Source organism: Streptomyces sp. So13.3 (assembly GCF_005860785.2).
Taxonomy (GTDB): Bacteria; Actinomycetota; Actinomycetes; order Streptomycetales; family Streptomycetaceae; genus Actinacidiphila; species Actinacidiphila fildesensis.
Genome location: NZ_CP048835.1, coordinates 2,965,958 through 2,978,643, shown reverse-complemented (window position 1 = coordinate 2,978,643; position 12,686 = coordinate 2,965,958). Strand labels below are relative to the sequence as shown.

The following is a 12,686-nucleotide window of genomic DNA, read 5'->3' as shown; positions in this document are numbered from 1 at the left end:
GTCCGCCACGCCCGAGAGACCGCTAGGCCGAAGACGGCGGGTACAGCTGCGGTGGCAGCTTCGCCGCCGCGGTCCGGTCCAGCAGCCACAGCGTGCGGCGGCGGCCGCGTGCTCCGGCCGCCGGCGCCTGGATCTCGCCCGCGCCGGACAACGCCATCGCGACCGCGTTGGCCTTGTCCTCGCCCGCCGCGAGCAGCCACACCTCGCGCGCCGAGCGGATCGCCGGAAGGGTCAGCGAGATCCGGGTCGGCGGCGGCTTGGGCGCTCCGTGCACCCCCACCACCGTCCGCTCCGTCTCCCGCACCGCCGGGTGCTCGGGGAAGAGCGACGCGACATGCGTGTCGGGTCCCACCCCCAGCATCAGCACGTCGAACGTCGGCACCGGGCCGTGGTCCTCCGGCCCGGACGCCCTGGCGAGCTCGGCCGCGTAGCCGGCCGCCGCGGCGTCGACGTCACGGCCGTGGGTACCGTCGGACGCGGGCATGGCGTGCACCCGCGCCGGATCGACCGGCACCGAGTCGAGCAGGATCTCCCGGGCCTGGGTGACATTGCGCTCGGGATCACCCTCCCGTTCGAACCGCTCGTCGCCCCACCACAGGTCCAGCCGCGCCCAGTCCACCGCGTCCCGCGCCGGGGACCCGGCCAGGGCGGCGAGCAGCGCGTTGCCGTTGCGCCCGCCCGTCAGCACCACCGAGGCGGAGCCGCGGGCGGCCTGGGCGTCCACGATCTTCGTGATCAGCCGGGCCGCCGCGGCCTTCGCCATCAGCTCCTTGTCGCGGTGGACGACGACCTGCGGGGTGCTCATGTGGAGCTCGTCCGCTTGCCCGTCGCCGCCTTCTTCGCCGGCGCGGCCTTCTTGGCGGGAGCCTTGGCCGCCGACTTGGCCGCGGCGGTCCCGGCCGGCTTGGCGTCCTTGGCCGGGGTGATCACCTCGATCGTCCCGACGGGCTCCTCCGAGTCCTGCGGACCGGAGTCGGTCAGCCGGCCGACCCCGAACTTCACCGTCGACCGGTAGATGTCGTCCGGGTCCAGCCGCCGCAGCTCCTCGGCGATCAGCTCCGAGGTCTCGCGCCGCTTGAGCGCCACATGACGGTCCGGCTGCCCCGGCATGGCCAGCTCGGCCAGCAGGCCGTCGGCCCGGTCCAGCCGGATCTCGCCGTCGGCGGTGACCAGCTGGACCCCGGTGATACCGGGTCCGTCGGAGACCTTGCGCTCCACCGAGATCTTCAGCCGGTCGGCGAGCCACAGCGCGAGCAGTTCGGTGCTCGGGTTGTAGGCCTCGCCCTCCACGGTCGCGGAGGCGATCCTGGAGTGCTTCTGGTCCAGAGCCGCGGCCAGCATGCTGCGCCACGGCGTGATCCGGGTCCACGCCAGGTCGGTGTCGCCGGGCGCGTACGCCGCGGCGCGCTCGCCGAGCGCGATCACCGGGTCCTCGGCCGCCGCGGCGTCCGTGATCCGGCGCTGCGCGAGCCGTCCCAGCGGGTCCTCGGCGGGCTTGTCCGGCGACTCCTCCGGCCACCACACCACCACCGGGGCGTCCGGCAGCAGCAGCGGCAGCACCACGGACTCGGCGTGGTTGGCGAGCTCGCCGTGCATGCGCAGCACGACGGTCTCACCGGTGCCCGAGTCGGAGCCGACCAGCACCTCGGCGTCCAGCCGCGCCATCGCGCGGTCGCGCGGTGAACGGCCGGGCCGCTTGATGACGGCCAGGATCCGGGACGGGTGCTCCCGCGACGCGTCACTGGCCGCCTTGAGGGCGTCGTAGGCGCTGCCCTCGTCGGTGACGATGACCAGGGTGAGCACCATGCCGACGGCCGGAGTGCCGATGGCGCGGCGGGCCTCGATGAGCCCGGCGTTGATTCGGGACGACGTGGTGTCCGTCAGATCGATCCTCATGGCCGGCGCCAGCTCCTACCGTCTCGTGCGAGCATCTCGTCGGCCTCCGCCGGTCCCCAGGTGCCCGAGGCGTACTGGGCGGGCTTGCCGTGCGTGTCCCAGTACTTCTCGATCGGGTCGAGGATGTTCCAGGACAGCTCGACCTCCTGGTGGCGGGGGAAGAGGTTGGCATCGCCGAGCAGCACATCGAGGATGAGCCGCTCGTACGCCTCGGGGCTGGACTCGGTGAAGGACTCGCCGTAGGCGAAGTCCATCGTCACGTCCCGGACCTCCATCGAGGTGCCGGGCACCTTCGAGCCGAAGCGCACCGTCACGCCCTCGTCCGGCTGCACCCGGATGACCAGGGCGTTCTGCCCCAGCTCCTCGGTGGATCCGGCTTCGAAGGGCAGATACGGGGCCCGCTTGAAGACCACCGCGATCTCGGTGACCCGGCGGCCGAGCCGCTTGCCGGTGCGCAGGTAGAAGGGGACCCCGGCCCAGCGGCGGTTGTTGATCTCCAGCTTGACCGCCGCGAAGGTGTCGGTCTTCGACCTGGGGTCGATGCCGTCTTCCTCCAGGTACCCCACGACCTCCTCGCCGCCCTGCCAGGCGTGCGCGTACTGGCCGCGTACCGTGTGCGCGCCCAGGTCCTTGGGCAGCTCCACGGCGCCGAGCACCTTGAGCTTCTCGGCGACCAGGGCCTTCGGGTGGAAGGAGCCGGGCTCCTCCATCGCCGTCAGCGCGAGCAGCTGCAGCAGGTGGTTCTGGATGACGTCACGGGCCGCGCCGATGCCGTCGTAGTACCCGGCCCGGCCGCCGATGCCGATGTCCTCGGCCATCGTGATCTGGACATGGTCGACGTACGACCGGTTCCAGATCGGCTCGAACATCGTGTTGGCGAAGCGCAGCGCCAGGATGTTCTGGACGGTCTCCTTGCCCAGGTAGTGGTCGATCCTGAAGACCTCGTTGGGCGGGAAGACGTCGTGCACCAGCTGGTTGAGCTCCTGCGCGCTCTCCAGGTTGTGGCCGAACGGCTTCTCGATGACCGCGCGCCGCCAGGACTCGCCCTGTCCCTCGGACAGGCCGTGCTTCTTGAGCTGCTGCACGACGTTGGGGAAGAACTTCGGCGGTACGGAGAGGTAGAAGGCGAAGTTGCCGCCGGTGCCGCGCGCCTTGTCGAGCTCGTCGATCGTCGACTTCAGCTTCTCGAAGGCGGTGTCGTCGTCGAACTCGCCCTGAACGAAGCGGCAGCCTTCGGCGAGCTGCTGCCAGACCTCCTCGCGGAAGGGGGTGCGGGCGTGCTCCTTGACCGCGTCGTGGACCTCCTGGGCGAAGTCCTCGTCCTCCCAGCTCCGGCGGGCGAAGCCGATGAGCGCGAAGCCCGGTGGCAGCAGACCGCGGTTGGCGAGGTCGTACACGGCAGGCATCAACTTTTTACGGGACAAATCGCCCGTGACGCCGAAAATGACCAGGCCGGACGGCCCCGCGATACGCGGGAGCCGCCGGTCCTGTGCGTCACGCAGCGGATTGCTGCTGGTCAACTCATGCCTCCACGGGCGTCAGACGCTTGAGTACCGCCGAGGTGGAGTCCAGCAGCTCGTTCCAGGAGGCCTCGAACTTCTCGACGCCCTCGTCCTCGAGCAACTGCACCACGTCGTCGTACGAGATACCGAGAGCCGCCAGCGCGTCGAGCTCGGCCTGGGCCTGCTCGTACGTGCCGCGGATGGTGTCGCCGGTGACCTCGCCGTGGTCGGCGGTGGCCTCCATGGTGGCTTCCGGCATGGTGTTGACGGTGTTCGGGGCGACCAGCTCGGTCACGTAGAGCGTGTCCGGGTAGGCCGGGTCCTTGACACCGGTCGAGGCCCACAGCGGACGCTGCTTGTTCGCGCCCGACTTCTCCAGCGCGTTCCAGCGGTCCGAGGTGAAGACCTCCTCGTACGCCTGGTAGGCGAGCCGGGCGTTGGCCAGCGCGGCCTTGCCCTTGAGCGCCTTCGCCTGGTCGCTGCCGAGCTTGTCGAGGCGCTTGTCGATCTCGGAGTCGACCCGGGAGACGAAGAAGGACGCGACCGAGTGGATCTTCGCGAGCTCCAGGCCGGCGGCCTTGGCCTTCTCCAGCCCCGCCAGGTAGGCGTCCATGACCTCGCGGTAGCGGGCCAGCGAGAAGATCAGCGTCACGTTCACGCTGATGCCCCGGCCGATGACCTCGGTGATCGCCGGCAGGCCGGCCTTGGTCGCCGGGATCTTGATGAGGGTGTTCGGCCGGTCGACGAGCCAGGCGAGCTGCTTGGCCTCGGCGATGGTGGCCGCGGTGCTGTGCGCCAGCCGCGGGTCCACCTCGATGGAGACCCGGCCGTCCTGGCCCTCGGTGCGGTCGAAGACCGGCCGCAGGATGTCGGCGGCGTCGCGGACGTCCGCCGTGGTGACCATCCGGATGGCCTCTTCGACCGTGACCTTGCGGACCGCGAGGTCGGTGAGCTGGCTCTCGTAGCCCTCGCCGCCGACGATCGCCTTCTGGAAGATCGACGGGTTGGTGGTGACGCCCACGACGTGCTGCTGGTCGATCAGCTCGGCCAGGTTCCCGGACGTGATCCGCTTGCGGGACAGGTCGTCCAGCCAGATCGCGACGCCTTCGTCGGAGAGGCGCTTGAGTGCGTCTGTCATGGAAATTACATCTCCTACTGGTCGGGTGCGGGTCGTCAGCGGGTTGCCTTGTCGACGGCGTCGAGGGATTCCCGGGCGGCATTGGCGACGGCTTCGGCGGTGAAGCCGAACTCACGGAAGAGGACCTTGGCATCGGCCGAGGCACCGAAGTGCTCCAGGCTGATGATCCGGCCCTGGGCGCCGATGTAGCGGTGCCACGTCAGGCCGATACCGGCCTCGACGGCGACCCGGGCGTGGACGTCCGGGAGCAGCACGCTGTCGCGGTACGCCATGTCCTGCTCCTCGAACCACTCGACGGACGGCATCGAGACGACCCGCGTCGGGATCCCGTCGGCCTGCAGCGCGTCGCGGGCCTCGACGGCCAGCTGCACCTCGGAGCCGGTGGCGATGAGGATGACCTGCGGACGGCCGCCCTCGGAGTCGAACAGCACGTAGCCGCCCTTGGCCGCGTGCTCGTTCGGCGCGTACGTGGGCACACCCTGGCGGGTGAGCGCCAGGCCGTGCGGAGCGGGCTTGGAGTCGTGGCGCTTGAGGATCTCGCGCCAGACGATCGCCGTCTCGTTGGCGTCGGCCGGACGGACGATGTTCAGGCCCGGGATCGCGCGCAGCACGGCCAGGTGCTCGACCGGCTGGTGCGTCGGGCCGTCCTCGCCGAGGCCGACGGAGTCGTGCGTCCACACGTACGTGACGGGCAGCTGCATGAGCGCGGCCAGTCGCACGGCGGGGCGCATGTAGTCGGAGAACACCAGGAAGGTGCCGCCGTAGATGCGGGTGTTGCCGTGCAGCGCGATGCCGTTCATCGTCGAGCCCATGGCGTGCTCGCGGATGCCGTAGTGCACCGTGCGGCCGTACGGGTCGGCGCCCGGCAGCGGGTTGCCCACCGGTAGGAAGGACGAGCCGCTGTCGATCGTGGTGTTGTTGGAGCCCGCGAGGTCGGCCGAGCCGCCCCACAGCTCCGGTACGACCGCGCCGAGCGCCTGCAGGACCTTGCCGGAGGCGGCACGGGTCGCGAGGCTATTGCCGGTCTCGAAGGACGGCAGTGCCTTCTCCCAGCCGTCGGGCAGCTCGCCCGCGGCGATCCGGTCGAAGTCGGCCGAGCGCTCCGGGTTGGCGTCGCGCCACTCCTGGAACTGCTTGTTCCAGACGGCGTGCGCCTCGCGGCCGCGGTCGGCCACCTCACGGGCGTGCGACAGCACCGCGTCGTCGACCTCGAAGGTCTTCGCCGGGTCGAAGCCCAGCACCTTCTTGGTCGCGGCGACCTCCGCGTCACCCAGCGCCGAGCCGTGCGCGGCCTCGGTGTTCTGCGCGTGCGGGGCCGGCCAGGCGATGATCGAGCGGGCCGCGATGAACGAGGGCCGCGAGGTCTCGGCCTGGGCCGCCTTCAGCGCCTTGTACAGGGCCTTCGGGTCCAGGTCGCCGTCGGGCAGCTGCTCGACGCGCTGGACGTGCCAGCCGTACGCCTCGTAGCGCTTGAGGGTGTCCTCGCTGACGGCCGTCTCGGTGTCGCCCTCGATGGAGATGTGGTTGTCGTCCCACAGCAGCACGAGGTTGCCGAGCTTCTGGTGCCCGGCGAGCGAGGACGCCTCGGCGGAGACACCCTCCTGCAGGCAGCCGTCGCCGGCGATGACCCAGATGGTGTGGTCGAACGGGGAGGTGCCCGCCGCCGCGTCCGGGTCGAACAGGCCGCGCTCGTAGCGGGCCGCCATGGCCATGCCGACGCCGTTGGCGATGCCCTGGCCGAGCGGACCGGTCGTGGTCTCCACGCCGACCGTGTGGCCGTGCTCCGGGTGGCCGGGGGTCTTGCTGCCCCAGGTGCGGAACGCCTTCAGATCGTCCAGTTCCAGGCCATACCCGGAAAGGTAGAGCTGGGTGTAGAGCGTCAGGCTGGAGTGCCCGGCCGAGAGGACGAAGCGGTCACGGCCGGTCCAGTCGGGATCCGACGGATCGTGCCGCATCAGCTTCTGGAACAACAGGTACGCGGCGGGCGCGAGGCTCATGGCCGTGCCGGGATGGCCGTTGCCGACCTTCTGCACGGAATCCATGGCCAGGACACGAGCGGTATCAACGGCCCGCTTGTCCAGATCGGTCCACTCAAGGTCTGTGGTGGTCGGCTTGCTGCTCACCCTGGTTCAGGGCTCCTCTCCACATGTCGAAATGCCGGTGACGTGGCGCCTACCCGGCGTTGTCGAGCCTACCGCCGCAGGCGCGTGCACCTTTTCGAGCGTTCGACCCTCGGGACGACACCCGGAGCGCGGCTCCGGGCAGCGTTCCCGGCGGCACTCCGGGCAACCAGGACCGTGGCTGGGCCATTCCCGGCATGCCGGGATACTGACAGCCTGCCCCGGCCCGGCCGCGTTCGCCTCCTGAACACCTGGCGAAGGACGGGCGGCAACACGGGTCACCCCCCGGGGCAGGCGGAGTATTCCGTACGTCTACAGTGGCGTGGTACGCGCAAGGACTTACCGGACCTTCACGTCTGGGACCGGGACTTGCTGGACTTAATCCTCTCCAGGGGTGTTTGTGACGGCCGTCGAATCCCGACCCGCAGGGGTCATCGGGACGAGCACCGGACAGCGGCCGTTCGCGGCTCGTGTCATGGCGTTCGTGGCGCTGACCAAGCCACGCATTATCGAACTGCTGCTCATCACGACCGTTCCGGTGATGTTCCTGGCGGCGGGTGGCGTCCCCGATCTGTGGCTGGTGCTGACGACCGTCGTGGGCGGCTATCTGTCGGCGGGCGGTGCCAACGCGCTCAACATGTACATCGACCGCGACATCGACGCGCTGATGCACCGCACCGAGCAGCGTCCGCTGGTCACCGGCATGGTGTCGCCGCGCGAGGGGCTGATCTTCGGCATCACGCTCTCGGTGGTCTCCACCGTCTGGTTCGCGGTCCTGGTCAACACGCTCTCGGCGGCGCTGTCGCTGACGGCCATCCTCTTCTATGTCTTCGTGTACACGCTCGGCCTCAAGCGCCGCACCGCGCAGAACATCGTGTGGGGCGGCATCGCGGGCTGCATGCCGGTGTTCATCGGCTGGTCCGCGGTCACGAACTCCGTCTCGTGGGCCGCTCTGGTCCTCTTCCTGGTGATCTTCCTGTGGACGCCGCCGCACTACTGGCCGCTGTCGATGAAGGTCAAGGACGACTACGAGCGGGTGGGCGTGCCGATGCTGCCGGTCGTGGCCGGCAACCTGGTGGTCGCGCGGCAGATCGTCATCTACAGCTGGGCCATGGTGATCGTCTCGCTGGCCCTGTGGTGGCCGCTGGGCGAGACCTCCTGGCTGTACCCGGTGGCCGCGGTGCTGCTCGGCGCGATGTGGCTCAAGGAGGCGCACGGCCTCCACAGCCGGGCGAAGGCCGGGGTCAGCGGCGCGAAGCTCAAGGAGATGCGGCTGTTCCACTGGTCCATCACCTATCTGTCGCTGCTCTTCGTCGTCGTGGCCGTGGATCCTTTCCTTCACTGATTACCGACGGGTAGCATCTGCCTCATGGCTGAGACCGCGCAGAACACCGTGGAAGAGACTCCGAAGGCGGACCCGCGCGCCGAGCGCCGCACCGCCAGGCTGGCGAAGCAGATCGGTGCCTTCGCCAAGAGCCACGGCGGCGGCGCCGAGGCGAACATCGCCTACATCGGTGAGATCGGCGCCCGGATCGTCCTCGTCGGCGAGAACGGCGAATGGGGCGACCTGGTGGCCCCGACGTACGCCATGGCCGTCGCGGCCGTCGAGCGCGCCGGAGTCACCGTCCACGAGGACTTCGACGGCGAATTCGCCGCCAAGGTGCGCACCGGCCCGTACGAATGGTCGCGAATGGCCGGAATCCAGATCGGCGGTCCCAGCAACACCTGACGCCCCGCCCGCCCGTTAGGGACCATGGGAAACGGTCCCGGCCGGCGGTGCGAGGAGTCAGTGATGCTGGAGCTGCCACCTTGGGTGGACGCGCACTGCCACGGGGTCGTCCCCGGGGAGCTGGGCCTCGGCTCGTTCGAGGCGCTCCTCACGGGGGCCGCCGCGCCCGGCACCACGCTCTTCGACAGTCCCGCCGGCTTCGCCGTGCGCCGCTGGTGCCCGCCCCTCCTCGGACTGGAACCGCACTGCACCCCCGCGCACTACCTGGCAGGACGCCGGGAGCTGGGCGCGTACGAGGCCACCCGGCTGCTGTTGCGGGGCACCGGGATCGGCGCCCATCTGGTGGACGCCGCCGTGGGAGCCGGGGCCTGGGACGGCGCCGCCGGTCCGATGCCCGCCGCACAGGCCCCCGACCTCACCTCGCCCAAGGAACTGGGCGCGGCCGCGGCCGCCGCGGCGTACGAGATCGTCCGGCTGGAACCGCTGGCGCAGCAGGTCGCCGACACCTCGGGGACCACGGGTGCGTTCCTCACCAATGTCGCCGAGGCGGTGCACGGAGCGGCCCGGACGGCCGTCGCGTTCTCGGTGGCCGACACCTGTCCGCCCGGCTTCCCGGCCGGGCCGCCCGACGCCCGCCTGGTACGGCGCGCGGCCGGCGCCTGGCTGGCGGGTCGTACGGCCGGCGAACCGCTCGACGATCCGGTGCTGCTGCGCCATCTGGTGTGGAACGCCGTCGCGACCGGTCTGCCGTTGCAGATCCGCGGCCCCGCGGGCGCCGACCCGCTGCGGCTCACCGGCTTTCTGCGCGCCACCGCGGGTCTCGGCACCGACGTGGTGCTCTTACGGGGATTCCCGAACCACCGGCCGGTCGCCCGGCTGGCGGCCGCGTTCGCGCACGTCTACACGGACATCGGCTCCGCGCCGGCGGCCCCGGCGCTGGCCGGGACGCTGGAACTGGCGCCCTTCGGCAAGGTGCTCTTCTCGACCGGGGCGTACGCGCTGCCCGAGCTGTACGTGACCGGGGTCCGGTTCTTCCGCGAGGCGCTGGAGCGGCTGCTCACCGACCGGGTGGCCGACGGTGCCTGGACGCCGTCCGACGCGCGGCGCGTCGCGGGCATGATCGTCGCGGGGAACGCGCGGCGGGTCTACGGACTGGAGCGGCACGCGGACCGCGCCGGGTCAGGCCGTGGACGCGAGCGCTGAGCCGGACTGCGCCGGGCCCGGGATGCCGGGCTGCGCCGACGGGCGCTCGCGCATCGACAGCGCGACCCGCAGCACCCCGATCCAGATCAGTGCCGAGCCGAGCATGTGCAGCCCGACCAGCACCTCCGGCAGGTGCGTGAAGTACTGCACATAGCCGATGACGCCCTGCGCCAGCAGGACGAGGAACAGGTCCCGGGTACGGGCCTTCGGCCCGGCCGGCGCGTCCACGGCGCGCAGCACGAACCACAGCGCGAGCGTGAGGGCCACCACGACCCAGGCGAGGTCGGCGTGCAGCTGCGCGACGGTCTTCCAGTCGATGGGGATGCGGTGCACCTCGGTGGAGTCGCCCGCGTGCGGCCCGGCGCCGGTCACGACGGTGCCCACCGCGATCAGCAGCGCGCAGCCGACGGTCAGCACCCAGGCCAGCTGCTGCACCGGCCGGCCCACCAGCGGGCGCGCCGCCCCGTCGCCCTCGCGGGCCCGCTGCCAGGTCACCACGGCGACCGTGATCAGCGCGCTGGAGAGCAGGAAGTGCCCCGAGACGACATAAGGGTTGAGGCCGGTCAGCACCGTGATGCCGCCGAGTACCGCGTTGCCCATGACCACCCAGAACTGGGCCCAGCCGAGCCGGGTCAGGCTGCGCCGCCACGGCTTCTGCGAGCGCACCGCGATGATCGCCCAGCCGACCGCCGCGCACAGCACGTACGTCAGCATCCGGTTGGTGAACTCGATGGCGCCGTGGAAGCCCATCTCGCTGGTGGCCGTCAGGCTCTGGTCGGTGCACTTGGGCCAGGTCGGGCAGCCGAGCCCCGAGCTGGTCAGCCGCACCGCGCCGCCGGTCACCACGATGACCACGGCCATCGCGAGGGCGGCCGCGCAGGCCCGCTGGACCGTCACCGGGGACGGGGTCCAGCGGCGGGCGATGCGGGCGAGCGGATTACGGGCGACTTCGGGCAACTTCGGCACGCGCCCATCGTAAGCGGCAGCTTGTGCAACTTTTCACGAGGGGGTCAGGAGGCGCCCGGCACACTTAACATCGAGCGGAGAAACCGCGACTGGGGGAAATATGACAACCGACAAGAGCGGTTCGGTCAACCGGCGGAGAATGCTCTACGGGGGCGCCGCGGTGGTCGCGGGGGCGGGCATCGCGGGATACGCGAGCGGGGAGTGGAACGCGCCCGCGGCGGCGTCGGGGAACGCCGACCGTCCCGGTGTGGCGGACGTCATGGCGGACTTCGGGGCCAAGGGCGACGGAAAGACGGACGACAGCGCGGCCTTCGCCGCCGCGTACGCGTACGCCGAGTCGCGGATCTCGGGCGGTGTGGGGCACACCGTGATCGACGTGCCGCCGGGGGTGTACCTGGTCACGAAGCCGGGCGCGCTGCTCGCCGGCGACAAGGCGGACAAGCGCGCGAGCGGCCTGCGGTTCCGGGGCGCCGGGATGCGGATCAGCGAGATCGTCTTCGCGCCGAAGTCGGCCAAGGACGCCTACCTGTGCCGCAACAACAACATGTGGAGCAACATCTCGTTCGAGGGGCTGCGCTTCACCTCGGGCACGCCCGGCGCCTCGTTCTTCTCCTCGTACTCCACCGGCTGGGCCCAGAACTACCGCTTCTCCGAGTGCGAGTGGATGGGGGAGTGGGAGTACGGCCTCGCCCTGGACGGCAGCAACAACAACTCGGAGATGCGCTGGGAGGCCTGCCGGGTGGGCGGCGCCTACCGCAAGGCGTTCCTGTACTCCGGGCTCTCCAAGCGGTCGGAGAAGCGCGAGCAGCAGGACCAGTTCCTCAACTACTGGTTCACCGACATGACGGTCACCTACGACTGGGGCAACTTCCTGGAGTTCCCCTACGGGGGCTCGATCACCTGCCGCAGCGGCAGCTACATCATCACCGGCCGCCGCCCCACGCCCCATCCGGAGTACGGGTTCGAGAGCGCCTTCTTCCGTTTCCCGCGCGCCTCGCACTTCGACTCCGTGCAGCGCTTCCACGCCGAGGACATCCGCTTCGAGATACGCGACCCCGCGGTCGTGGTCATCGACTGCGAGTGGAACAGCGGCACGGTCCACTTCAACGACTGCGACGACACGTCCCAGTCGTACAAGCAGTACTCGGACGGCCTCACCGCGCACCGCTACAACATCGGCGCGAGCGGCCCGCTGGTGCGGTACGACATGTGCCAGCTCTCCGGGGCCCACCAGTACCGGCCCACGGCCGGTGCGCAGCTGCCGACCAGCGTCCGCTACGACATGTGCCGGATCGTGGACCACGCCGCGGACGCGTTCGTCGCCGCGGGCTCGCACGACAAGAAGTTCGCCCGCTTCGTCGACTGCATCATGCCGGGCTGAGGAGCCCTTCCGGCGGGCCCGTCACTCCCACTTGAAGAAGCGCGCCGCCGCGCCGAGCCCCACGACCGCCCACACCAGCAGGATCGCGAGATTGCCCCAGGGCATGCCCGCGCCGTCCCGCAGCACGTCGCGCAGGCCGTCGGACAGGGCGGAGACCGGCAGCAGCCGCAGCACGTCCTGCGCCGCGCCCGGGAACCTGTCCAGCGGCACGATGATCCCGCCGCCGACCAGCAGCAGCAGGAAGACGAGGTTCGCGGCGGCGAGCGTCGCCTCCGCCTTGAGGGTGCCGGCCATCAGCAGGCCGAGCCCGGAGAAGGCGGCGGTGCCCAGCACGAGCAACAGCACCACGAAGAGCGGGTTTCCGTGCGGCGACCAGCCCAGCGCGAACGCGATCGCCGTCAGCAGCACGATCTGCAGCACCTCGGTGACCAGCACCGAGCCGGTCTTCGCGGCCATCAGCGCCCAGCGCGGCAGCGGCGAGGCGCCGAGCCGCTTCAGCACGCCGTAACGCCGCTCGAAGCCGGTCGCGATGGCCTGGCCGGTGAACGCGGTGGACATCACGGCGAGCGCCAGGACGCCGGGAGCCAGGAAGTCGACGGCCTTGCCGGAACCTGTGTCGACGATCGGGACGGCGCTGAACAGGACGAGCAGCAGTGCCGGGATCACGACGGTCAGCAGCAGCTGCTCACCGTTGCGCAGCAGCATCTTCGTCTCGAACGCCGTCTGCGCGCCGATCATGCGGGACAGCGGC

11 protein-coding genes are annotated in these 12,686 nt (G+C 70.7%); 4 read left to right on the top strand and 7 right to left on the bottom strand.

Annotated elements, in window-relative coordinates; all coding sequences use genetic code 11:
* Positions 1-22: 22 nt before the first annotated feature.
* Genes pgl through tkt form a run of 5 tightly spaced genes read right to left on the bottom strand, consistent with a single transcriptional unit; the run spans position 23 to position 6,659 of the window.
* Positions 23-805 (bottom strand): 6-phosphogluconolactonase, encoded by a 783-nt coding sequence (pgl, locus tag C8250_RS13520; RefSeq protein ID WP_138356337.1) that lies wholly within the window; start codon positions 803-805, stop codon positions 23-25.
* Positions 802-1,896 (bottom strand): glucose-6-phosphate dehydrogenase assembly protein OpcA, encoded by a 1,095-nt coding sequence (opcA, locus tag C8250_RS13515; protein WP_138356338.1) that lies wholly within the window; start codon positions 1,894-1,896, stop codon positions 802-804. Before opcA ends, pgl begins: the two co-directional genes overlap by 4 nt.
* Entirely contained in the window at positions 1,893-3,416 is a 1,524-nt protein-coding gene (gene zwf / locus C8250_RS13510; protein WP_138356339.1) for a glucose-6-phosphate dehydrogenase, read from the bottom strand. The genes opcA and zwf overlap by 4 nt, the downstream gene beginning before the upstream one ends.
* Position 3,417: 1 nt before the next feature.
* On the bottom strand, positions 3,418-4,536 hold the full coding sequence (tal, locus tag C8250_RS13505; protein ID WP_138356340.1) for a transaldolase: 1,119 nt from the start codon (positions 4,534-4,536) through the stop codon (positions 3,418-3,420).
* Positions 4,537-4,571: 35 nt separating this feature from the next.
* Positions 4,572-6,659, bottom strand: coding sequence for a transketolase (gene tkt, locus C8250_RS13500; RefSeq protein ID WP_138356341.1), 2,088 nt, complete (start codon positions 6,657-6,659; stop codon positions 4,572-4,574).
* A 397-nt stretch (positions 6,660-7,056) separates the two neighbouring features.
* Between tkt and C8250_RS13495 the strand changes: the two genes are divergently transcribed.
* The 3 genes from C8250_RS13495 (at position 7,057) to C8250_RS13485 (ending at position 9,588) form a co-directional block, all read left to right on the top strand.
* Complete coding sequence (locus C8250_RS13495; RefSeq protein WP_138356342.1) at positions 7,057-8,001, top strand: heme o synthase; 945 nt, start codon at positions 7,057-7,059, stop codon at positions 7,999-8,001.
* A gap of 24 nt (positions 8,002-8,025) precedes the next feature.
* Positions 8,026-8,385, top strand: a complete 360-nt coding sequence (locus C8250_RS13490; protein ID WP_138356343.1) for a hypothetical protein — start codon at positions 8,026-8,028, stop codon at positions 8,383-8,385.
* A 63-nt stretch (positions 8,386-8,448) separates the two neighbouring features.
* The gene (locus C8250_RS13485; protein ID WP_138356344.1) at positions 8,449-9,588 is read left to right on the top strand and encodes an amidohydrolase; all 1,140 of its coding nucleotides are present in this window, start codon (positions 8,449-8,451) and stop codon (positions 9,586-9,588) included.
* Here the strand turns inward: C8250_RS13485 and C8250_RS13480 are convergent.
* Entirely contained in the window at positions 9,565-10,554 is a 990-nt protein-coding gene (locus C8250_RS13480; RefSeq protein ID WP_138356345.1) for a COX15/CtaA family protein, read from the bottom strand. The two genes, C8250_RS13485 and C8250_RS13480, sit on opposite strands and share 24 nt — an antisense overlap.
* Positions 10,555-10,654: 100 nt before the next feature.
* On the opposite strand from C8250_RS13480, the gene C8250_RS13475 reads away from it, so the two are divergent.
* Complete coding sequence (locus tag C8250_RS13475; protein ID WP_232484795.1) at positions 10,655-11,935, top strand: glycoside hydrolase family 55 protein; 1,281 nt, start codon at positions 10,655-10,657, stop codon at positions 11,933-11,935.
* Between the two features lie 21 nt (positions 11,936-11,956).
* On the opposite strand, the gene C8250_RS13470 is transcribed toward C8250_RS13475, so the two are convergent.
* The gene (locus C8250_RS13470; protein ID WP_187145279.1) at positions 11,957-12,673 is read right to left on the bottom strand and encodes an ABC transporter permease; all 717 of its coding nucleotides are present in this window, start codon (positions 12,671-12,673) and stop codon (positions 11,957-11,959) included.
* Positions 12,674-12,686: the final 13 nt, after the last annotated feature.

What these genes read in the sequence shown, in the direction of transcription:
- pgl (WP_138356337.1), bottom strand. Translation starts at nt 805, where the DNA reads ATGAGCACCCCGCAGGTCGTCGTCCACCGCGACAAGGAGCTGATGGCG.
- opcA (WP_138356338.1), bottom strand. Translation starts at nt 1,896, where the DNA reads ATGAGGATCGATCTGACGGACACCACGTCGTCCCGAATCAACGCCGGG.
- tal (WP_138356340.1), bottom strand. Translation starts at nt 4,536, where the DNA reads ATGACAGACGCACTCAAGCGCCTCTCCGACGAAGGCGTCGCGATCTGG.
- C8250_RS13490 (WP_138356343.1), top strand. Translation starts at nt 8,026, where the DNA reads ATGGCTGAGACCGCGCAGAACACCGTGGAAGAGACTCCGAAGGCGGAC.
- C8250_RS13485 (WP_138356344.1), top strand. Translation starts at nt 8,449, where the DNA reads ATGCTGGAGCTGCCACCTTGGGTGGACGCGCACTGCCACGGGGTCGTC.
- C8250_RS13475 (WP_232484795.1), top strand. Translation starts at nt 10,655, where the DNA reads ATGACAACCGACAAGAGCGGTTCGGTCAACCGGCGGAGAATGCTCTAC.
- C8250_RS13470 (WP_187145279.1), bottom strand. Translation starts at nt 12,673, where the DNA reads ATGATCGGCGCGCAGACGGCGTTCGAGACGAAGATGCTGCTGCGCAAC.